This is a genomic window from Hippea jasoniae (assembly GCF_000744435.1).
GTDB classification, from domain to species: Bacteria; Campylobacterota_A; Desulfurellia; order Desulfurellales; family Hippeaceae; genus Hippea; species Hippea jasoniae.
Genome location: NZ_JQLX01000016.1, coordinates 62,678 through 85,406, shown reverse-complemented (window position 1 = coordinate 85,406; position 22,729 = coordinate 62,678). Strand labels below are relative to the sequence as shown.

The window sequence follows — 22,729 nt, the reverse complement described above, 5'->3', positions numbered from 1 at the left end:
TAATGTAAAAATACCAAAGGAAAACCTACTTGGTAAAAAAGGAGAAGGCTTCAAGATTGCAATGGATACCTTGGATGGTGGCAGGGTTGGTATAGCTGCCCAGGCTTTAGGTATTGCAGAGGGAGCCTTTGAAAGAGCCATAGAATACTCTCAGGAGAGAAAACAGTTTGGTAAACCCATCTCTGCATTTCAGGCAATACAGTTCAAGCTTGCAGATATGAAGATGAGAATAGAACAGGCAAGATGGGTAACCTACTATGCAGGCTGGCTAAAAGATGCAAAGAGAAACTTTATCCTTGAATCCTCCATAGCAAAGGCAGCAGCATCAGAGGCTGCAACCTTTGTAACAAAGGAAGCCCTTCAGGTCTATGGAGGCTACGGCTACATTACAGAGTATGAGATGGAGCGCTACTACAGGGATGCAAAGATAACAGAGATCTATGAAGGAACAAATGAAATTCAGAGGATAGTAATAAGCAAGATGCTGATGAAGTAGGGAGGGGAGATGAGCTACATTCAACCCATTGCATTGGCTGTTGTTTTAATCGTCAGCCTGTATATATTTTTTGCCAGAGTTAGTTTTTTACTCAAGTTGCTTAAGTTTACCCAGCCAGAAAATCGTTTTGATAGAGTATCCCAGAGAATAGCTTCGGCAATAAAGAGGGGTTTTTTGCAGCTATGCCACTTTAAGATATCAGACCCAGATATTCTCTATACGGGCATCATGCATATGATGCTGTTTTTTGGTTTTATTGTTCTGCTCTTTGGCGAAATCGAGATATTCCTGAAGGGTTTTATTAATGGTTTTAGCTATGAGGTGATTATAGGTGCGCAGGCGTACAACATCTACCTGTTTTTGGAGGAGTTATTTGCTTTACTTGTATTAGTTGCAGTTGGTATGGGCTTTTACAGAAGGCTTGTTGTTAAACCAAAGAAGGAAAACTACCACTTTTCAGCCTACTTCATTCTTGTCTTGATCACGATTTTGATGCTTACCATCTTTTTTATGGATATGATGGATATTGCAAAAGAAGGTAACAATCCCTATATGTTTGTGGCTCAATTCTTCTTTAACATTTTACATCCATCATACAGCTTTGCGGCATATGAGGTTGCATACTGGATTCATGTTATTGCAATACTGGCATTTTTGGATTTTATCCCTCACTCAAAGCACCTTCATATTCTTGCCTCTATTCCTAACAACTATTTTGTCAACTTAGATGAATCGATGAAGCTAAGAGAAATCGACTTTGAGGATGAAGAGGCCGAAAGCTTTGGTGTTGGAAAGGTTGAAGAGTTAACCTGGAAGCAGGTGTTTGATGGCTATGCCTGTACGGAGTGTGGTAGATGCTCAGGATTATGTCCTGCTGCCAATACGGGAAAACTGCTTGTTCCCAAAGAAATTGTGCTTACAATTAAAGACAATATACTTGAAAATGCTGACATTCTACTCGGCAACAAAGAGGATAACGAAGAAAACCGTGTTCCCTTATTTAAGGAATATGATCTTGAATTACCAGAAAAAACTTATGTTGAGTATCAGGTAAGCATACCGGAGAAGGCTTTATTTCAATGTACAACCTGTGGAGCATGTCAGGCTGTGTGTCCTGTGGGTAATGAACACATCAGGGCTATGATCGATATGAAACGCTATCTTGTTATGACAGAGGGGAGATTTCCTGAAAAACTTATTTCAACATTTAACAACCTTGAGACCAATGCCAATCCATGGGGCATAAATGTTGGTTACAGGGCTGATTGGGCAAAGGATTTAGGGGTTAAAACAATTGATGAAGAACCCAATCCCGATATACTTTTCTTTGTGGGGTGTGCAGGCGCTTTTGATGATAGAGGCAAAGCAATAGCCAAATCTTTTGCTAAAATCCTCAATAAAGCCGGTGTAAAATATGCCATATTGGGCACCAAGGAGAAATGCTGTGGAGATTCTGCAAGAAGGTTGGGTAATGAATACCTGTTCTACAACCTTGCAGTAGAAAACATTGAAACATTCAGGGCTCATAACATTAAAAAGATTGTTGTAACCTGCCCACATGGTTATTATACACTTAAAAATGAGTATCCAAAGTTTGGCGGAGACTTCTTTGAGGTTGTTCATCATTCTCAATTCATTAAACAACTGATTGAAGAGGGCAAACTAAAGCTCAAGAAAGATTTTGCAAAAAAGGTTGTTTTCCACGATCCATGCTATCTTGGCAGACACTCAGGTGAGTTTGATGCTCCAAGAAGTGTTATTACTTCAACAGGCGCATCACTGACTGAAACAAAGAACAACAAGATGAAGAGTTTTTGCTGTGGTGCTGGTGGCGGCATGATGTGGATTGAAGAGGAAGGCACACGCATCAACAAAGTCAGAACCGAAGAGATTTCTCACACCAATGCCGATGTTATAGCAACGGCCTGCCCGTTCTGTAATATTATGCTGGGTGATGGTGTTGTAGACCTCTCACTTGATGAAAAGATGAAGGTAATGGATATTGCACAGATTGTTGAAAGCCAGCTTGAAAATTGATCAGGGGGGCACAAGCCCCTCTTTTTTACAAATCAGGCAATCTTTTAAAAAATCCCCCAACGGCTTCTTCTATCTGGGCCGATAATTTTAACAGCAAATCTTCTCTGCCAAATGCTGCCATAAGCTGGACTCCAACAGGCAAACCGTTTGTTGTAAAACCCATGGGCAGTGATATGGCAGGTTGACCTGTCTGGTTGGCAAGCTGTGTAAATGGCAGTTTGGAGAGCTGTTTATATGCTATCTGATCAAGAATACCGGCTTTGTGAATAACTCCTTCAGCGCCAATACTTGAAAGCAGGTTCATTAAAAAATTTTCTAAAGCCGAAGGTGTAAGCTTACCCAATTTTGCAGGCAGATCTGCAAGTGTGGGCGTTAAATAAATATCGTATTTGTTGTGAAACTGTCCCATTACACGCGATGCGTTATCAAATACAAACTTTGCTTTAGAAATCTCATAAGCTGGAATTTTTTTACCCAGCCTTGCCAGAATCCATGTGGAGATTTCTACCTCCGATTTTGTTATCTCTTTGCCTCTGAGTTTTGATGCTATTTCAATATCCAGTGCTGTCTCAGAACACATCAAAAGGACATAACTTTTTGCAAGTTGCATATAATCAAGTTTGGGTTTATCTTCAACAACGATATGTCCTAAATCGCTCAACAATTTTGCTGTTTTTTCAACGCTTTGTCTAACCTCTGAATTGATTTTATCTCCAAGTGGTGAATCAAGATTAAATGCGATCATAAGTTTTTCTGGCGGTGTTTTTATTTCTTCAATATAGGGTTTTGCAGGTGGCTTGATAATATAGGGTGCACCGACTGTTTCACCCTGTGTTAAATCAAGCAACAAAGCAGAATCTCTCACACTTTTTGTTATTACATGCTCTGCTACAAGACCCATCCACACATCGCCAAAAACCGGTCCTGTTGGCGTTCTACCCCTCGATGGTTTTAAACCCACAAGGCCACAGCAGGATGATGGAATTCTTATCGAACCACCACCATCATTACCACATGCAATTGGTACCATGCCGCTCGCCACAGCGGCAGCAGAACCTCCACTTGAGCCACCGCTTGAATGTTTTAAATTCCATGGATTTTTTGTGGGACCAAATGCCCTTGGCTCTGTGGTGCCCATAAGTCCAAATTCCGGCACATTTGTTTTTCCTAAAATAATGGTTCCCGTTTGCTTGATCCGCTTAACATAGTCTGAATCCTCACCAGCTATGTAGTTTTTCATCGCCTTTGAGCCCATTGTGTATCTAACGCCTTTTAGAGATTGCAATATATCCTTAAGCAAAATAGGCACCCCATCAAGCGGTTTGTCTGTGACTTGCTGGTTAACTTTATTGGCATAATCATAGGTTTTTGTGATTACCGCATTGATTTTTGGATTGATCTTTTCTATCCTCTCAATTGCCTCTTCAGCTACCTCTTTTTTTGAAAGTTCACCGCTTTTTATTAGCTCTGCAATTTTGGTTGCATCAAAATAGGGATATTCTTTGATTGCCATAGACACCTCCACTTTTTTGTTTTAAAATAACATCAAAACGGCAAAATTTCTACGGAGTTTTTGAATGTTTGAGCTTGGCGGTTTTGCATACAGTATAACAAACGACATTGGCTTAATTGCCTTTGCTATTGCAGGCTCATATAAGGGCATTAACAGGAAATTGGACATTTTAGGTGTATCGATTTTGGGTTTTTTAACTGCTTTGGGTGGTGGTATAACACGGGATGTGCTGGCAAACAGAACTCCTGCAGCCTTTTGCGGATACAACGATATAGGTTTTACAGCGTTAGGTATTCTGATTGCGCTGTTGATATATAAAATCTCCTCAAAGGATCTATCAAAAAGTGTTATTTTAAAAATATTCGATGCCGTTGGCCTTGCAGCCTTTGCCGTGACAGGTGGTGTTGTGGCTTTCAACAGCGGATTTAATATAGCAGGCATTATCATGCTTTCCTTTCTAACCGCTGTAGGTGGGGGCATGATTAGTGATGTTCTAAGCAACACAACACCCCTTGTTTTAAAAGAGGATTTTTATGCAACATGTGCAATTATAGGCGCTATATGGTTTTATATTGCAATTAAGATGGGTTTGAATGGCAATATTGTTGTATATTCCACATTCTGCGTGGTGTTCGTTATAAGGGTGCTTGCCATATTTTTTGGCTGGAAATTGCCAAAACTTTAGCATTTAGCTGCCTCTAAAGCTGCACCAAGTGCTCCAACAATTTGAGGATTTTCGGGAACAATAGGTTTTAAATCTGATTTTTATTACATCATTTTTAGGATGCCAAATTTACATATATAAAAGATCCGGCGTTTGTTTTTTAGTGGAAAGTTTCTTACTTGTTGAATCAAATGTTTGTAAGGGAGGACTAAATAGTCCTCCCTTTAAAGATTAAAATTTGTAATTTAGTGTTATTGCATAACCCCAAATATGTCCAGAGGCGGTGGTTTTTACTTTACCGTTCTGTATGCCTGAAGTTGTAATTGATTGGTATGAACTATTTAATTCCTCGCTTTCACCTCCGATAATTCTTTTTTGCATCGAAACAGTGTACTGAGCTGCTAAATCTACACTTAACCTACCAAAATTCAAACCTGCTCCCAACGAAAATGTGCTTTTGTTGCCATCTGGCCATATTGCGTCAAATGTATTATCTGGGATTGGTGAGGGATCGTAATAATAACCTCCCCTCAATGTGACAACATTTGAGAGTTTGTATTGAGCACCGAATCTAAATTGAAGTGTATTTTTCCAATACCTTGGAAATGTTTTACTATACAAGCTTTTATATGTATTAATGGGGCCAAAAATAATTGGAATTTCAAGAGCGGGATTGAAATTAGAAGTATATTTATTGATTAAACTCCAATGAGTCCATTCTATATCAGCCTCAAGAGATAATTTTTTTATGGGTATATATCTTATACCAAATTGTATCTGATCAGGATGATCTATTGTGGTTGTGGCATTTACTTTTTGAAGTACTTTTCCTGTTGCATCTTTTACTTTAACGGTACCCTTGAAATTTGTATGGGTTCTTGATCTATATGTTAAGCCCAATATTAATTTATCAGAAGGTTTATACATGATACCAACATTAAATGAATAATTTGCATAATCTGTTAAGTCACTCTCAATTTTTGTTCCCTCTAGTAGGTTAACAGTACCATTATCTAAATATTGCCAATTTTTAGTACCGGTTTTTGACATTCCTATTAGAATACCAAAACCTATAGACCATTTATCATTGATTTTATATGCGATAGTAGGGTTTATAACTTCTCTGAAATAGTAAGATTCGTAGGAGTTATATGCTGCAGGGTTTTTCGCTAAATTATCGTCCCATTTAATATGAAGTCCATAAGGTACATAAGCAGCTATCCCGAATACAAATCTATCATTATTTGGGAACGGCATTGCAAAACCAATAAAAGGAATAACGAGGTTGGGTGAGGTATCTTTTATGCTTACGCCATATGGGGTTATTTTATGATATGAATCTTCGGCTCTGTAGTTACCTAATTTTAGGCTTGGATCTAATAATTCTGCACCCATACTGAGTGTGGGTTTTTTTATTTGGGTCAAACCCGCCGGGTTATAGTATGCTGCAAATGGACCATCTGCATAAGCTGCATACGCACCGCCCAGTGCAATTGCCTTTGCCCCTATGCCGTAAGTATCAACATTGCCAGCAAAGGCTATCGTTGACGGTAGCGTTAATAATGTTCCCAAAGAAAGAACTACAACTAACAACCAGCGTTTCATAACAAATCCCTCCTTTAAAAATTAATTTTTCCTACCTTTTCTACCAAAAAATATATTAAATGTCAATAAAAGTTATAGATTTTTAATGATAGTAAATTAGTGATATATGCTATTTTTTTGCTATTTTTTTAAAATTAATTTGATAGTTTAACGTATGCGTTAAGCTATCTTGGTATTGTTTGAGAGCTAAGTAGCAATTTATCCTTGTTGTGCTTAGGAATTATAATTATATTGAAATAATGTTTTAAAAATTTAAAGTAAAGCTCTCTTTTTCTTGACATGAAAGATAAAATTTTATAGATAAACCCTGCTGCCCCGATAGCTCAGTAGGATAGAGCACAGGATTCCTAATCCTGGTGCCGCAGGTTCGAATCCTGCTCGGGGCACCATTTTTTGTTGATTTGCAGCCAATCCCAAGACCCACCAAAAACCACCTTCAACCCCTCAAACCAAAATGGGGCTATTTTGGGACAAATTTTCTGGCAACAACCTATTGAATTGTACAAGACCTTTTTAGACTTTGTTTAGCTACACCTTTTTAAAAAATCTCTCAATCAGATAAAAATATGCAATACCGATATATTCCTTAATTGCAATAGAGGAATCTCTAAAATAGCCAATATGAGGAACAAATGAATAATAGCCATAGGATGTGTGATAAATTCTATAATCTGCTGGCACTGGCTGGGCTTTTATGCCAAATGATTTAAAAATTAACATACTGCGTGGCATGTGATAGGCGCTTGTGATTAAACATATTTTTGAGTGTTTAACGATTCTTTTGACAAACAGGGCGTTTTCAAATGTGTTTTTGCTTTTGTTATCCTCAATAATCATGTTGCCACCAACCCCTAATCTAACAAGAAAATTTTTCATCGTATAAGCTTCAGGATAGGCATTTTGACGCAACAGGCCGCCACTTACAATAATTGGTTTTTTGATGGATTTATAGACTTTTAAAGCTACAATCAATCGTTTTAGTGTTGAGCAGGAGGGAGCTGGCTTGTTAGTAAAGGCTTTTGAGTGGTATATTTGGCCGCCACCCAAAACAACGATGTAGTTGCAACTAAACGATTGTGGAAAATTGAATCGATTTTCAAGCGGGTTTAGAAGCATATCCTTTACTGGCTCGATAGATAAAAGATATGTTAAAAAAAGCGTAAAAATAAGCAGTATTTTTGCCGCTCTTAGCTTTTTTAAAAATAACAAGAGTAAAGTTATTATAAGCAAAAGCACAATAAAACCCGGTGGAACTAAGAAGTATCCTATCGTTTTTGAGATAAAAAAGATAAGTTTATAAAGCATCTTCAATGCTCCAGTTGATATCAGCTGTGGCTGTTTGTTTTAATGTGAAGCGATAGTTTTTGGGTAGCTGCTTTGATGCCTCTAATATAAGCTTCAAATAATTTTTGGCAGGTCTAGATATAAAATGCTCCTTTACAAAAGCGATATAGACTATCGCCTCTGTTTGAGAGTTTTTTGTTATTACGGGCAGTTTGATACGGCTGTAGCAGTCTGGGTATCCTTCCCATCTGTCAAGCTTTTTTAGATCTCTTTTGAAAATCTTAAGCAACCTGCCCCAGACCCTCCTGTTTGTCGATTTTTTTATATTTGCATAGGCAATATGGGGATTGTCTTTATCGTATCTGTTAAAGGTGATTGTATAGTGTCTGATATAGCCTGTTTTATTTTTTAATACAGCCACTTTTAGCTTTTTTAGGAGTTTTAAATTCATATTCGAGCCGTATGCAAAATAGTATATCATGTATTTAATCTGTTTTTTAATGCCTCTAATTCTTCTTTTATCTTGAGCAGTTTTTCTGTGTTTTTCTGGATTTCTCTTAGTTTTGTTTCAACTTCCTGCTCGTTTTGCTCTTTTAGGGCAAGCGATTTTTTTAACGCCTCATTGATTGAGTCGATTGTTAGTTGCAACTTGTCTTTTAGCTGATCTTTGAATGCAAAAGTGGTTTCCCTGACCCTTTTTGTTAAATCATATCTAACCCTGCCGCAATGCCTGTCAAACAGCTCTATGGTCGTTTTTTTGATATGTTTAGCTGCTATCCTTTTGCCGATAAAAAACGGCAGTTTTGTTCTAAAGGTGGTGGCAAAGATATTCAAAATTCCCATCTGATCCTCAAGCATAAAGTAAAAATCGCTTTTTTGAGATAGTTTTTCTTTGTCAATGTAGGCATTTAGCTCCACCTCAAACAGTTCTGATGCACTTTTAATGATTTGCTTTATCTTTGAGTTTATCTTTGAGGCTAAATCTTCATAAACCGCCTCAACCCTTTTTGATATTATGTCTGATTGTTGTTTTCTCCACTCTGAAAAGATTTCCATAATATAGCCGTTCATTTTTTGGGTCATTTGATTTTCGAATTCTTCTGTTGATAGTTTTTGTTTTGAAAGCTCATCATAATGTTTCTGCATGTTTTCAATTAGCTGTGGTAGATGGTCCTCTTTGAGCTTTTCTATCTCATCGTCAAGTTCTGCGTAGATTTTCTCTATGCGCTTATCTAAAATATAGCTGTATTCTTCAGCCTCATCTTCGATTGTTTTTATAAACCTGCTAAATTCATCTATTTTTGATTTTAACTGATCAACGGACAGTTTCTGGGTCTGTGTTTGAATTTTATAAGATGTAAGCTCATTGTTTATATGCCTAAGCAGCATATTTGTTGTAGATAAAGCTATGATGTTAAACCTCTCTGTTTCGATAAATCTATCAAGGTCTGTTTCTATTTGCTTAATATTTGAGCTTTCCAATTTTTGCGAATCTTTATTGAGCTTTGCCTCCAAAGCCTCTTTTGCAGAGACTGGATAGATTTTTACATCCCTTTTTGTGTATTCTTTAAGTAGATTCCTGTTGAACTCAACCACCTCTTGAAGTTCATCCTCTGAAACAATGTCGATTTTATTTAAAACAAAAAAGAATTTTTCCGTATAGGCTTTTGCGTTTTTTAAAAACTCTATCTCAGCCTCACCCAGTGGCGGATCGGGGCTCATAACAAATATTGCGGCATCGCAGTAGGGTAAAAAGTTGTATGCAACATCTGTGTTATGCTTAAAAACGCTGCCTATTCCTGGTGTATCAACGATTCTTATGCCCTTTTTTAAATATTCTGATGGATGATAGACCCACACCTCTTTGACATTGAGTTTGTTTTCTGGATTGTGTTTTTCTGTAACATAAATCGATACTTCATCAACTGGGATCTGTTTTGTTGATTTATCCATAAACTTTACAACTGCGTATTTCTCTGGGTTATATGAGATAATGGTAACAATTGAGGTTAATGGCAATATAGAAGAAGGCACGATTTTTTCACCCAGAAGGGCATTGATGAAAGTTGATTTGCCCCGTTTGAACTGTCCAATAATGACCAAGTTGAAATGTTCCTGAGTTAGTTTTTCGTAGGCTTTTTTTAGTTGCTTTGCATCTGGAGTAATCTTATTTAGCTTTTCAATGGTCAAATGAAGTTGATTTTTAAGCTTTTCCATAAAAACCTCCCCATCGATTTGTCATGGTAGAGGTTATCATCCCCTTTTAAAGGGGCTTTTTTAGGCTAACCTCATAGCCTTTTTTGAGAAATATATCAAATTATGGGGTATCTTCAAGCGTTGCTATTTTTCGTGCAAATATCAAAAACGCCGTATGGGCACTCATTACATCTTTGGGCCTTAATCTTTCTGGATTTGTTTTCCAGTCACGTTTTATTATCTCGCTTACCTCGATATCTATTAAAGGCAGTGTTTCCATTGCTTTGAGAGTCGATGAAACCTGATTGGTTGTTGGCACCAGAACCGCAAGCATCCTGCCGTTTTTTAATGTTTTGACAACATTGCTTAAATAAAGCCACGGCTCTTTAACATCTAAAAAGAACGCATCGGCTGTTTCAACTTCATCAAAACCTTCGGCTATATTGCGATGTTTTATTTCAATATTTCCATCAAGACCGATTTTTTTTAAATTTTTAAGGGCGTTTTTTATAAATTTTTCTTCTGCTTCATAGCTTATTAATTTTCCACTGCTGCCCACAATTGTTGCAAACACAGCACTCATTGCACCGCTTCCAATGCCGCTTTCTATAACGACGCTACCCGGTTTAACATCGAGTCTCAATGCAATGTATGCTGCATCTTTGGGATAGACGATCTGAGTTAGCCTATTAAGCTTAAACATAATAAAATCATAAAGCGTGGCAGGAAGAAGTAGATATTTGCGCCCAAGATGGGTCTTAACAGGGCTACCAAACGGTGTTGCAAGGATTTTATCTTTTTCGATATAGCCATGCTGGGTGGAGAATCTCTCAGGCATCGTTTCTATGTTGAAAATGTATTTTTTGTTTTTTTCAGGTTCAAGCAGGATGATTAAGTCGTTTGTTTTGGGTTTGTAGCTCATTTTACAAACTCAAACCTGTCCACATCAAACAGACCTTTATCGGTTAGTTTTAGATGAGGAATCACCTCAAGCGCCATAAACGAAAGCATGCCAAACGGACTTGAGAGGTTGCATCCAAGTTCTTGTGCCTTCTCTTTTATGATTTTTTCTTCCTTTAAAATTTCATCTGCCTTTTTATCCGAAACAATACCGCCCACAGGCAGTTTCAATATGTAGGTTTTTTTGCCATCGTAGACTGCCTGCCCTCCTCCTGCTTTAACTACAGTCTCTACAGCCACTTTTATTGCCTCATCGCTTGTGCCAACTGCAACAATGTTGTGGCAGTCATGGGCAACAGATGAGGCTAACGCTCCTTTTTTTAAACCAAACCCTCTGATTTTGCAAGCAGCTTTGTTGTTGTGTCCATACCTTTCAAAAACAGCAAGCTTGAGTGTATCTGTTTCTAAATCGTAAATCTCATCATCTGTTTCAATCTTATCTGTAATTAAAGAGCCGTTTTTGATGCCAATCGATAGGTTTTCTATGGCTATTTCTGGTGTTTCTATAGGTGTTTTTATGTTTATTGTGTGGTAGAATTGCTCATCGACTACTGGCTTTGTGCTGTCCTCTTTTAAAAGCTTTCCGTTTACGATAACATTAACAACATCAAAGTTTTTGTCAAACAGCACTAAATTAGCCCTATAGCCTTTCTCTATTTTTAAGAATTCATTAAAACCGTAATGCTTAAGGCCGTTGTAGCTTGCTGCCTTAAGTGCAATAATAGGCTTAACACCCAATGATATAGCCCTTTTTAGGTTGTAGTTCATATGTCCAAATCTAAATATATCCTCAACGGTTTTATCATCGCTGCAAAAGGCTGCATTGTCGGGATATTCTTCTAAAATTGAGTATGCTTTATCCTCAAGATGCTCTGCTGAGCCCTCTCTTAAAAACACAAAAAAACCCAGCTCTATTTTTTGTTTTAGCTCATCGTAGCTATAGCTTTCATGGTCGTTATCAACACCGGCAGCTTTGTATTTTTTAAGAGTTTCTAAATCGAGCATGGGGGCATGTCCATCAACACGTTTGCCTGCCTGTTTGGCTATCTTTATCATTTCTTTGAATTTTGGGTCGCCACCAACAACACCTGGCACATTCATCAACTCTCCAAGACCAACGACCCTATCGTTGTTTATGAGGACTGATACATCCTCAGGTGTGATTGAACCACCGCTTGTTCCAAACTCTGTGGCTGGCACGCAGGATGGGATGCTGAATTTTATCAATGCAGGTGAGCGTTTGGCGTTTTCTATAAAAAATTCAACACCTTTGATTCCTTTAACATTGGCGATTTCGTGGCAGTCTGCAACGGCAAACAGCGTGCCAAATGTTGCTATAGTTCTACCAAACTCCTCAGGCAGCATATAGCTGCTTTCGATATGGCAGTGGCAGTCGATAAGCCCCACGCTTAAATAGTTTCCATCTGCATCGATAACCACATCTGCATCAATCGGTGTTTGTGAAACTGTTTTTATTTTGCCGTTTTGTATGCCTACAGATGCTTGCCTGAATGTTAGGTTTTCATAGTCTGCTACAAGCGCATTATTTATCGCAAGATCCATTTAAACCTCCAGCGTTGCACCAACGCCTGCAAAGAAAAATCTATCTTTAAGCTTTGCATAAAGCTCAGCTGAAATTCTTAAACCCGTGCAGTGCGATGCGCCTAATTTCTGTATGTTGTATTGATCGATAACCTTAAGAGTTTCGTTTATTTGATCTTTTGTTGCAAAACCAAGGTGTGTGCCACCTAAAACAGCGTAAATCTCTTTTTGATTAGTTTTTTTGATGAAGTGGTTGAGGATATTAACGATGCCTGCATGAGCACAGCCTAAAATCACAACAAGCCCTTTTGAAGTTTCTATTGCCATCGAAAAATCATCCCATATTTCATCCTGAATAAGGTTGCCGTCTTTGTCTGGCGTTTTCATTTCTTTATCGATTTTTTCAAAAGCAGAGGTTCTTTCCACCTCACCGGATGAATAAACGCCTTTTTTTATCTCAAAAAACTCTCTTTTGAAGATGAAATTTGCACCCAGGCTTTGCAGGTAATCTTTGCTAAACTGAATACCAATATATTTTTTGATATTATCCTTAAACCAGAAGCGGGGTTTAAATATATCCGGATGAGCATAAACATCAAGCGGAGATTTGACTTTTAAAAGGTCTGCCATACCGCCAGTGTGGTCATAGTGTCCATGAGATATGTATAGAAAATCTATACTTGACAGGTCTTTTTTTAGAGCCATTGCGTTGTTTATTAAGGCTTTGCCCTGTCCTGTATCAAATAGGAAATTGCCCTGAGGCGTTTCAATATAGGCAGCAAAACCATGCTCACCAATAACATCAAACGGCACAAGTACACTGTTTTCTGCTAAAATTGTAATCCTTATCTCCATAGCCCACCTCCCTGCTTTTTAACTGCATACCATTTATGGTGTTTTTTTGTCAAGTTTAGCTTTTTGGCTCTTTTCTAATCAATAAAATTGCTTAAATTAATTGAAGTTTAAATTGTTTGGAGGTGATTATGGAAGAAGGGGTTGTTGTTGAAAGGTCGGGTCAGAAGATAGGTGTGTTGCTCAAAGAAAGTAGAGATGTTTTACGAGCTATTCCTCTTGGTAAGATAAGAAAAACAACAAAGATTTATGCCGGTGATAATGTTAAGGGTTTTGTTGATGAAACAGGAGTGTTTGTTATCGAGGAGGTTGAAGAACGCAGGAATCTTCTCAAAAGACCACCTGTTGCCAATGTTGATAGAGTGGTTGTTGTGGCTTGTGTGGGTAATCCACCTTTTAATCATTTTTTTTACGATGGTTTGTTAGCCGTTTATGATTATCTTGGATTTGATGTTATTGTTGTGTTTAATAAGATCGATGAACTGTCTTCTGAAAGTTTAAAAAAATTTTATCAGCTGAGAGATATTTACCAAAATGCCGGTTATGAGGTGTTTGGAGTAAGTGCAGAAACAAAAGAGGGGGTTGATGAGTTAAAAGGCTATTTAGATGGTTTTATTAGCGTTTTTGCCGGTCCTTCAGGTGTAGGCAAAAGCTCAATAGTTTCTTCCTTAACCGGTGAAAGTTTGAAAACCGGAGGAGTCAGTAGAAAAACAAGGCGAGGCAGGCATACCACAACAGCTGTAAAACTGATAGAGTTTGATAGAGGTTTTATAGCCGATACACCCGGATTTTCGCATGTTGATATAAATGCGTTTATTCCTTCTGATAAAATCAGACTGCATTTTAGGGAGTTTTTGAGATATCAATGTAGATTTTCTGATTGTAAACATATAAATGAGAGCGGGTGTGGCGTTAAAGAGGCCTTAAAAAACGGCAAAATTAGTTGCTTAAGATACAAAAGCTATTTAAAGGCCATGGGTGCTTTTGTTGACTGGCTTAATGAGGTGTGCTGATTATTTAAAAATTCTACCTGTATTGATCTGCCAGAGAATAAAATCAAAATAAAACGGCTCTATATCTATTGACTTGCAATAGTTAACAAGCTTTTGCTCTATTTCTAAATATTTTTTGGCTGACAGGCTTGAGGGTATTTTTTCTACAACGCCAAGTTCATTCAAACTTCTTAAAATATGCCTGTCAAGAATGGCAAGGTTGTTGCCTATATAGATGTTTCTTAAAAAGTGGCTTGCCTCTTTGTAGCCCATACCCTTAACATTTTTAACTAAAAAATTACGACACTGAATCGGGTTTTTAAACTGCTCTATTAATTCTTTTATTGTTGGTGTATTGTTTTTAATAAACTGTTTTTGAGCCAGAACAACATATTCAGCTTTGTGAAACCTGAAACGCACATTTTTGAAAACCTCTGCAAGCAGATCCTTATCTGCACTATACAAAAGCCCATTTTGATCTAAATATTCAACTATATCCCATGCTTTTTCTGCCTTTGATTGAGGTGTTAAAAGGCAAAAAACAAGTTCTTTAAAAACCTTATGTGGACTGTTAAAGGTTTGTTGAAATTCTAACTTCTTTTGTTCTATTTTGTCTTTTATCTGCTTGAGTGTGTTTTTGATTAAATCAAGATCCAATGGTTATCACGCTCCTTCTGTAGTAAATTTTGTTTTTCTTTAATTTAAAAACTCTGTATTTATTCTCTTTATGCACCATCTCTGCAACTTCAATAAAATCGTTGTTTTTTATTGTAATGTAATAAGATGTAGTCGTCCCATAAAACGGCAACTGTATAAATAAGGGTGAGAGTAAAACCTCTTTTTCAAATCCTATACCGGTGTTGGGCAAATTATGTGTGGTTTTTGTTGTATCTTTGAGTTTTAAAAACACTTCTTTCTTTGAAACTTTTGCTTGCACGATATCTTTAACAATTTGTTTTATCTTTATACATTTTGACCAGTTGGAGTTTAGAAAAGCATTGCTTAAGGAGTATAAGCCTTTTGAAAGCCGAGTGAGTTGATAGGTTATATTTGAAAAATAAAATAATGTATCGTTTTTGCCAAAAATCAGGTTAAAACCATTAAATCTATGGGCATTATTGAAAAGCCAACAAATATATAATTTTATATTTTTGCTCTCAAAAAATTTTTTTATAATCAAACCTCGTGAGAGTGCTTTATCATTAACTTTCGATGGGTCTCTGTAATTTGTCAGAAATGCTATTTTACCGTCTGTATCTACACCAATCCAGCTTCCTCCTTCTTTCAAATCAATGCCTCTTAAAATACCCTTGTCTTTTTGAATTTGAAGTGGTTTAAATTTTCTTGATAGCTCTTCATCTCGATTGCCTATTACTATGAGATTTATACCTGCTTTTGGTTTAATATAGAAGCCGTAAACACACATGGTTTTAGATTATAGAAGTTCAAGCAAATGTCAATAAGGGATTGTGTGTTGAATTTTGAGAAATTAAAATTATATTATAGATAATCATATATTAAAAAGTAGGAGGTGTGAAATGCGGCGAGTGGTAGTGGTGTTGGTGGGTATTTTGTTGTTTGTGCAGAGTAGCTTTGGTTATTCAATAACCAAAGCCCAAATTACAGGATTTTCTGCAAACGGTAGTTTTATTTCGGGGTGGTATTGGTTAAGGGGCAATGGCCAATACGCTAAATGGAAGGTGAAATTTAACCGTCCTATAGCTAAACCTATTGCTGTATTGTGCTTTGATGCGCTATCAACAAACACTTATAATGGAGGGCCGGGTTTTAATTCTTATTTAATATTAACAAGACCTATAAAAAAACGTGTCATCTTTAAAAACGAGTGCAACTGCATAAGGATCTTTAGAATAAATCACTCTCCAAAAGGCATATGTTATAAGAGTCATGGTTGTGTGCTTGTGAAGGTTGGAGCTATAAAGCCTATGAAAAAGGGTAATTTTACTTACTATAACTCCCCTGGAATGGATGTAGTAATCGAATACCATGGAGGACATCACACAGCATTAAAAAAATCCTCTCTTCAGGTTTACTATTTAACTCAGTGAATTTTGGTGGCGTAAGCCACCTTTTCCTTATTGCAAAATTCTTAAAATTGGATTATAGTTATTAATTAGGAGGTTAAATTTACCTAAAGGTGGGGTATGTTAGCCAAAAGGATTATACCATGTCTGGATGTTAATAAAGGCAGGGTTGTTAAAGGAATCAATTTTGTTGAGTTGAGAGATGCAGGAGATCCTGTCCAGCAGGCTGTTGTTTATGATAAACAGGGTGCAGATGAGCTTGTCTTTTTAGATATAACAGCCACTTATGAGGAGCGCAAAACCATTATAGATGTTGTTGAAAAAACCGCCTCTGTGGTTTTTATGCCTCTGACGGTGGGTGGTGGCATAAGAGGCATAGATGATATAAGGGCTTTGCTTAAGGCTGGAGCTGATAAGGTATCTATAAATTCAGCTGCCGTAAAAAATCCCGATATAATCAATGAATCCAGCAAGATATTTGGATCTCAATGTATTGTGGTTGCAATAGACGCAAAAAGAACCAAAAACGGCTTTGAGGTATTTATAAAAGGAGGCAGAGAGCCTACAGGTATCGATGCAATTGAGTGGGCAAAAGAGGTTCAGCAAAGGGGAGCAGGAGAGATTCTTTTAACAAGCATAGACGCAGATGGCACCAAAGACGGTTTTGATATAGAACTACTAAAGGCTGTATCAACTGCTGTTGAAATTCCTGTTATTGCAAGTGGTGGTGCTGGCAAACCCAAACACTTCTTGGATGTGTTTAAACAAACTGAGGTTGAGGCTGCATTGGCTGCATCTATTTTTCATTTTGGTGAGTATTCTATAGAAGAGGTAAAGGCATTTCTGATAAATGGAGGCATTAATGTCAGAATATAGATTTGCATTACTTGTTATGAGTGATTCAAAATCAAAGAATCCGCAAGAAGATAGGGTTGCTCCTGTTGTTGAGGATGTTATTAAAACAATAGGTGGCAGGCTGATAAAGTTTGAGATTATTCCTGATGAAAAGGAGCTTATAAAGAAAAAACTGGTTGAATTTTCACAGGATGATGTGGATGTTGTTCTAACAAGTGGTGGAACAGGCTTGTATCCACGAGATGTTACACCTCAGGCAACAAAGGAAGTTTTAGATTATGAAATCCCAGCAATTCCTCAGGCGATACTTATCAATGCATTGCAAAAAACCAAAAGAGCAATGCTTTCAAGAATGGTGGCAGGTGTAAGGGGTGATGTTTTGATTATAAATCTGCCGGGTTCGCCAAAGGCAGTAAAAGAGGATCTTGAATATATAATTGATGTTTTAGATCACGCTATAGATAAACTAAAGGGCGATGCAACGCCCTGTGGTTAAAGGGAGGTTTTTTATGGAGATTAGCAGAGAAAAATATGCCGAGGTTGTTAGTTTTCTAAAGGATCAGCTCTTAAAAAAGGGCTTGGTAAAGGATGCGGTAGATGTTTTTATTAACTCCTCTTTGAAATATTCAAAGGTTGAAAGCTTCCTTGAGAAATTCACACTTGATTCACTTAGGGATATCATTGCCGAAAGCATCGATTTTATATTGGTCAGACAGAATAAAGTTAAACTTGATATACAACCAAAACAGATAGGAGAGAAAAAGTACACACAGGTTAAGCTACTGTGCGATAACAATCCATTTGTTGTAGATAGTATTACCTCAATTATTAACAATCTCAATGAATTTTATATAGAGTTTTCTCTGCAGCCGATTTTTGTTGTTGGAAGGGATGAAAACGGCAAGTTGACACAGATTGAATCACCCCATGAAAGCGGCAATAAAGAGCTATATCTGTATTTTCTTTTAGATGCTATTAGTGATATTCAGCAGGATAAACTCAAAGCGGATATCCTTAATGCTGTAGAGGAGAGTTTCTTAGCAGTAGAGGATTTTGAAAATATGGAAAAGCGGGTTAAGGATATAGCAAGAAAGCTCAACGACCCGATTTATCTTAAAAAGATTAGTGAAAAGGAAACAGAAGATATAAAGGAATTTTTGATATGGCTTTTGGACGGCAATTTTATCTTTCTGGGCATCAGAAGCTATAACCTTTATCATGAAAACGACGATATCTTTATTGAGCTTGATAAAAACAGCTGTTTTGGAATTTTAAGAAAAACAGAAAAATCACTTTTTAAAGAAAAGATATCCATAAAACAGCTACCCCAAACTGCTTTAGAAACGGTCAAAAGTGGCGAGGTGATGGTTATTGATAAAACAAATTCAAAAAGCAATGTTTACGACACCCGTCGCATGGATTATATAGCTATATCCGAGTTTGATAAGGATTTAAAGGTAGTAAAAAGACATATAATCATCGGTTTATTTACACCAAAAGCCTTAAAAGAGCAGGCAAGCAATATTCCGTTTTTGAAATCAAAATTGGATAGAATTCTATTTGAAGAGAATGTTGTTGAGGATTCTTTTGAGTATAAGCATATGATTGATATTTTTAACACTATGCCAAAGGATGACCTTTTTATAACACCTGCGGAAAACTTAAGAATTATACTTGAGGAACTTCTCACCTGCGAAACCGAAGAAAGGATAAAAATCTTAACAAGACAGACAAACCTCGTTCACGGCGTCTATTTGGTAGCGGTTTTACCGGTTAAGTTTTATTCGCAGAAAAACCTTGAGACTTTTAATAACTACTTAAGTGAAACATTGAATACTGACGATATAGAATACAGGGTGATAACCCAAAGCCCTCGCATTATGAGGGTGCATTACTATTTGATTTTTTCAAGGAATAGAAAGCCGCAGATAGATATAGAAGCCATAGAGAAGAAACTCAAAGAGATTGTCTCAAGCTGGAAGGATAACTTCAGAAATCTCCTTATAGAAAAATATGGAACAGGAAAGGCTTCCTATTTTGTTAATTCATATCTCAATAGTTTTAATGATGAATATATTTCAAAAACCACTCCAGAGGAAGCTATCTTTGATGTAGAGCACTTTGAGTCTTTATTTGAGGATGAAAAACCCAAGGCTGATATCTATACACAGGGTGAAAATGTTTTTTTCAATATATACTCACTTAACAAATTACCGCTTTATGAGATTCTACCGAAGCTTGACAATATGGGTTTGAATGTGCTTTATGAGGATTTTGTTAACATTAAAGTTAAAGATAAGCATGTCTATATACAAAGGTTTTCTATTGATGCAACGGGATTTGCTAAGAATCAAAGAGATGAGCTGTTTAGAACAATAAAGAGAAACTTTGATGCGATCTATTCTGGAGTAGTTGAAGACGATAAACTTAATAAATTAACAACATTGGCTGTTATGGATTATGAATATATCGATGTGTTGAGGCTACTTGGCAATTATCTGATGCAGGTTAACTTTCAAATCAAGAAAGCCTCGATAATCAATGTTCTAAATAAATACCCTGAGATTGCAAAGCTGCTTGTTGAGTATTTTGAGAGAAAATTTTCTCCTCTGCTTAAAAACAGAGAGCTTGAAAAGTTCCATTCAATGGTTAAGGATGCCATTGAAAAGATCAATGATATTCATGAATATAGAATCGTTAGTTCTCTGTTGAATATTATAGAGAGCACACTAAGGACAAACTTCTATAAAAAAAGCAGGCAGTATCATTACATCTCAATCAAAATCGATTCATCCAAAATTCTTACTATGCCATCGCCCAGACCTATGTATGAAATTTATGTGCATTCAGCATTTATGGAGGGTTGTCATCTACGTGGCGGCAAGGTTGCAAGGGGTGGTATACGCTGGAGCGACAGAAAGGATGATTTCAGGCTTGAGATTTTAGGTTTGATGAAAACGCAGATGGTCAAAAACGCTGTTATAGTGCCTGTGGGCTCAAAAGGCGGATTTATCGTCAAAAAGCAGGCAAAAAACAGAGATGAATGGATAGAATTAGGCAAATTTGCCTACAGAACACTTATGAGAGGTATGCTGGATATAACGGATAACATTGATGATAATAACAACGAAGTCAGGCCAACCGATGTTGTTTGCTGGGATGAGTTTGACCCATATCTTGTTGTTGCAGCAGATAAGGGAACAGCCACATTTTCAGATATTGCAAATGAAATCAGCGAGAAAGAGTATAATTTCTGGCTAAAGGATGCATTTGCAAGCGGCGGTAAACACGGCTATGACCATAAGGAGATAGGTATTACAGCACGGGGTGCATGGCAGTGTGTTGAGCGTCATTTCAGAGAGATGGGTAAAAATGTTTTTAAGGATACCTTTAGCGTGGTTGGCATAGGCGATATGAGTGGTGATGTTTTTGGAAACGGCATGCTATACACCGACAAGATTCTGCTTAAAGCTGCTTTCAACCACATAGAGATCTTTGTTGACCCCAACCCTGACCCCGATGTTTCATTTAAAGAGAGAAAGAGGCTGTTTGATAGTGGTTTAACATGGAAACATTACAACAAGAAACTGCTTTCAAAAGGTGGATTTATTGTTGATAGAAATGCTAAGTCTATAAAACTCACCAAAGAAGCCAAAAAATTTTTGCAGACCGATATAGATGAGGTTTCAGGTGAGGAGTTGATAAGACTTATATTGCAGGCAGATGTGGATCTGTTGTGGAACGGCGGAATCGGCACTTATGTAAAGGCATCCACAGAAACAAACGAAGATGTTGGCGATAGACTTAATGATGCTGTAAGAATAGATGCCACCCAGCTTAGAGCCAAGATTGTAGGTGAAGGTGGAAATTTAGGTTTAACACAGAAGGCACGCATTGAATATGCACTACGCGGTGGAAGACTCAATACAGATGCCCTTGATAATTCAGCTGGTGTTGATATGTCTGACCATGAAGTTAACCTAAAAATTCTATTAAGTGATTTAATGAAAGATGGTGTATTAAAAAGCTTAGATGAACGCAACAAGATGCTTAAGGATTTAACAGATGAGGTTACACACAGGGTGCTAACGCATAACTATATGCAGAGTTTTGCCGTAAGCCTTGATGAAATGAGATCAAAGGATGAGCCTGACATCTTTTTTGAATTAAACAACTTCCTCCAGCAAAAGGGCGTGCTCCATAAGAAGGATTACCCATTCCCCGACAGAAAAGAGCTTTCTGTTAGGATTTCAAAGAATATTGGCTATACAAGACCTGAACTTTCTGTTATGTTAGCTCTGAATAAGATGTTTATATACGATCAGCTACTTAAAAGCAGGGTATTTAGTGAGGATACTATTGAACAGTATGCTGTTATGTATTTCCCTCCAACTATTAGGAAGAATTATGCAGACTACATCGTAAAACACAGATTGAGAAACGAGATAGCGTTTACATTTATGGTGAATTTGATTATCAACAACAACGGTGCAACAAGTCTTTTAAAGATCCATATGCTTACGGGTCAGGATTTTCCAAATATTATGAAATCGATGATTTTCTCATACGATGTTTTGGATATCCTGAATTTAAGAAACGAGCTGTTTGAGTATGAGAATAAAATCCCTCAGCAGGACATATATCGCATCTCGTTGGATATGTTTAATATGATTAACGATTTCACGATTAACGAGATCTATATGTTTAGGGATAGCGTATCGCTTGACACAAAAAAGGAGGAAGAGGTTAAAAAGTGGCTTGAGGATTACTACGCCTGCTGTGTGGAAAATGGATTATATGCGGCTGAATACCAGAAGAAAACAGAAGGGCTATCAAAACTTATAGATGAAGATCTAGCAAAGAGGATCGCTCGTCTCTATTTTGTAGATAAATTTATACCTGCTTATCACATAGCTCGCCTTTTGGGTAAGGATATAAAAACAGCAACAGAAGCTATAGCAGATGTTGAGGAGAAGTTTGGCTTTGGTAAGCTTATGAGTTATATCAATTCTATACATATTGCCAATGAATGGGATAGAATGGCTCAATTTTCTATTATGAGAAACTATACACTTGCCAAGATAACAATGGTTATTAAGCTGATTAAGGAGTTTAATCGTGATATAAAGGCTATGATTAATTCCAAGAGAGAGTTCTACGATGAGTATATTACGGATTTAAATACGATAATGGGTATTAAATCAACAAACCTTCATCCTGCAATGCTGCTTTATGATAAGTTGCAAAGAATAATTGGATAAAAGTTAAAAGGCAATAAAAAAAGCCGCCTTTAAAAAGGCGGCTTTTTGTTTTTTTGCTTAAAATTTAGCCTACAACGATCAACTGATACCCATCATCTAAATATTTAACTACAGATACATGATTTTCAAGGTCACCGATAATAGGTAAGCCTTCCTTTTCTGCTGCTTCAAGGCTGCCTGTAGCAATTGCACAACCCCTGCATACAGCTGTGATAGCAGGTTTTGCAGCCTTGTAAAGCTCATTTAAAGGGTGAGAGCTATCTGCCATCTTTAGTGGAACCTTTGTTGCATCGCCTTCTAAAATCACTTTTACATCGTATCCATTGCCCCTTAGATCCTTGATGTTTAAAAACAGATGATACATCTTCATTGTTTCATCCGGATTTTCTACAACATAAAACAGGATCTTTTTCATTTCAATATCCTC

General features: G+C 37.1%; 19 protein-coding genes, 1 tRNA gene and 1 riboswitch. Of the genes, 9 read left to right on the top strand and 11 right to left on the bottom strand.

What is annotated here, in order from left to right; genetic code table 11:
• Both EK17_RS08065 and EK17_RS08060 read left to right on the top strand, forming a co-directional pair.
• The coding region (locus tag EK17_RS08065) for an acyl-CoA dehydrogenase family protein (protein ID WP_035589508.1) at positions 1 to 496 on the top strand (496 nt) is incomplete at its 5' end.
• Between the two features lie 9 nt (positions 497 to 505).
• Complete coding sequence (locus tag EK17_RS08060) at positions 506 to 2,533, top strand: heterodisulfide reductase-related iron-sulfur binding cluster (protein WP_035589506.1); 2,028 nt, start codon at positions 506 to 508, stop codon at positions 2,531 to 2,533.
• A gap of 25 nt (positions 2,534 to 2,558) precedes the next feature.
• Here the strand turns inward: EK17_RS08060 and EK17_RS08055 are convergent, their stop codons facing one another.
• Positions 2,559 to 4,046 carry an amidase gene (locus EK17_RS08055; RefSeq protein ID WP_035589504.1) on the bottom strand — a complete coding sequence of 496 codons (1,488 nt, stop codon included), beginning with the start codon at positions 4,044 to 4,046 and terminating at the stop codon, positions 2,559 to 2,561.
• 64 nt (positions 4,047 to 4,110) lie between these two features.
• Here EK17_RS08055 and EK17_RS08050 point away from each other — a divergent pair, with 64 nt between their 5' ends.
• Positions 4,111 to 4,731, top strand: a complete 621-nt coding sequence (locus EK17_RS08050) for a trimeric intracellular cation channel family protein (RefSeq protein WP_051904529.1) — start codon at positions 4,111 to 4,113, stop codon at positions 4,729 to 4,731.
• Positions 4,732 to 4,941: 210 nt separating this feature from the next.
• Here EK17_RS08050 and EK17_RS08045 read toward each other — a convergent pair whose 3' ends face one another.
• Positions 4,942 to 6,315 (bottom strand): OmpP1/FadL family transporter, encoded by a 1,374-nt coding sequence (locus EK17_RS08045; protein ID WP_035589502.1) that lies wholly within the window; start codon positions 6,313 to 6,315, stop codon positions 4,942 to 4,944.
• 312 nt (positions 6,316 to 6,627) lie between these two features.
• On the opposite strand from EK17_RS08045, the gene EK17_RS08040 reads away from it, so the two are divergent.
• Positions 6,628 to 6,704: transfer RNA gene (locus tag EK17_RS08040), tRNA-Arg, on the top strand.
• 139 nt (positions 6,705 to 6,843) lie between these two features.
• On the opposite strand, the gene EK17_RS08035 is transcribed toward EK17_RS08040, so the two are convergent.
• The 6 genes from EK17_RS08035 to EK17_RS08010 form a co-directional block, all read right to left on the bottom strand.
• Entirely contained in the window at positions 6,844 to 7,620 is a 777-nt protein-coding gene (locus tag EK17_RS08035; RefSeq protein WP_051904528.1) for a YdcF family protein, read from the bottom strand.
• Positions 7,610 to 8,080, bottom strand: a complete 471-nt coding sequence (locus tag EK17_RS08030; protein WP_035589499.1) for a gamma-glutamylcyclotransferase family protein — start codon at positions 8,078 to 8,080, stop codon at positions 7,610 to 7,612. Before EK17_RS08030 ends, EK17_RS08035 begins: the two co-directional genes overlap by 11 nt.
• Positions 8,077 to 9,816: a dynamin family protein gene (locus EK17_RS08025; protein ID WP_035589497.1), complete on the bottom strand. Its 1,740-nt coding sequence runs from the start codon at positions 9,814 to 9,816 to the stop codon at positions 8,077 to 8,079. Before EK17_RS08025 ends, EK17_RS08030 begins: the two co-directional genes overlap by 4 nt.
• 20 nt (positions 9,817 to 9,836) lie before the next feature.
• A riboswitch (Fluoride riboswitch) is annotated at positions 9,837 to 9,904 on the bottom strand.
• A gap of 12 nt (positions 9,905 to 9,916) precedes the next feature.
• Positions 9,917 to 10,717 carry a tRNA (adenine-N1)-methyltransferase gene (locus tag EK17_RS08020; protein WP_035589495.1) on the bottom strand — a complete coding sequence of 267 codons (801 nt, stop codon included), beginning with the start codon at positions 10,715 to 10,717 and terminating at the stop codon, positions 9,917 to 9,919.
• Entirely contained in the window at positions 10,714 to 12,318 is a 1,605-nt protein-coding gene (locus EK17_RS08015; protein WP_035589493.1) for an adenine deaminase, read from the bottom strand. Before EK17_RS08015 ends, EK17_RS08020 begins: the two co-directional genes overlap by 4 nt.
• Positions 12,319 to 13,152, bottom strand: coding sequence for an MBL fold metallo-hydrolase (locus EK17_RS08010; protein WP_035589491.1), 834 nt, complete (start codon positions 13,150 to 13,152; stop codon positions 12,319 to 12,321).
• 128 nt (positions 13,153 to 13,280) lie between these two features.
• Between EK17_RS08010 and rsgA the strand changes: the two genes are divergently transcribed.
• A complete protein-coding gene (gene rsgA, locus EK17_RS08005; protein WP_035589489.1) occupies positions 13,281 to 14,162 on the top strand; it encodes a ribosome small subunit-dependent GTPase A in 882 nt (293 codons plus the stop codon).
• Here rsgA and EK17_RS08000 read toward each other — a convergent pair whose 3' ends face one another.
• Together EK17_RS08000 and EK17_RS07995 are read right to left on the bottom strand one after the other, a co-directional pair.
• Positions 14,163 to 14,798 (bottom strand): N-glycosylase/DNA lyase, encoded by a 636-nt coding sequence (locus EK17_RS08000; RefSeq protein ID WP_035589487.1) that lies wholly within the window; start codon positions 14,796 to 14,798, stop codon positions 14,163 to 14,165.
• Entirely contained in the window at positions 14,788 to 15,567 is a 780-nt protein-coding gene (locus tag EK17_RS07995) for an NRDE family protein (protein WP_035589485.1), read from the bottom strand. The genes EK17_RS08000 and EK17_RS07995 overlap by 11 nt, the downstream gene beginning before the upstream one ends.
• Before the next feature lie 112 nt (positions 15,568 to 15,679).
• Between EK17_RS07995 and EK17_RS07990 the strand changes: the two genes are divergently transcribed.
• The 4 genes from EK17_RS07990 to EK17_RS07975 all read left to right on the top strand — a co-directional run bounded on the left by EK17_RS07990 (position 15,680) and on the right by EK17_RS07975 (position 22,302).
• The gene (locus EK17_RS07990; protein ID WP_035589483.1) at positions 15,680 to 16,210 is read left to right on the top strand and encodes a hypothetical protein; all 531 of its coding nucleotides are present in this window, start codon (positions 15,680 to 15,682) and stop codon (positions 16,208 to 16,210) included.
• A gap of 96 nt (positions 16,211 to 16,306) precedes the next feature.
• The gene (hisF, locus tag EK17_RS07985) at positions 16,307 to 17,062 is read left to right on the top strand and encodes an imidazole glycerol phosphate synthase subunit HisF (protein WP_035589482.1); all 756 of its coding nucleotides are present in this window, start codon (positions 16,307 to 16,309) and stop codon (positions 17,060 to 17,062) included.
• A complete protein-coding gene (locus tag EK17_RS07980; RefSeq protein WP_035589481.1) occupies positions 17,049 to 17,537 on the top strand; it encodes a MogA/MoaB family molybdenum cofactor biosynthesis protein in 489 nt (162 codons plus the stop codon). Before hisF ends, EK17_RS07980 begins: the two co-directional genes overlap by 14 nt.
• A gap of 13 nt (positions 17,538 to 17,550) precedes the next feature.
• Positions 17,551 to 22,302, top strand: coding sequence for an NAD-glutamate dehydrogenase domain-containing protein (locus EK17_RS07975; protein ID WP_035589480.1), 4,752 nt, complete (start codon positions 17,551 to 17,553; stop codon positions 22,300 to 22,302).
• Positions 22,303 to 22,366: 64 nt separating this feature from the next.
• Here EK17_RS07975 and EK17_RS07970 read toward each other — a convergent pair whose 3' ends face one another.
• Positions 22,367 to 22,717 carry a hypothetical protein gene (locus EK17_RS07970; protein ID WP_035589479.1) on the bottom strand — a complete coding sequence of 117 codons (351 nt, stop codon included), beginning with the start codon at positions 22,715 to 22,717 and terminating at the stop codon, positions 22,367 to 22,369.
• Positions 22,718 to 22,729 lie beyond the last annotated feature (12 nt).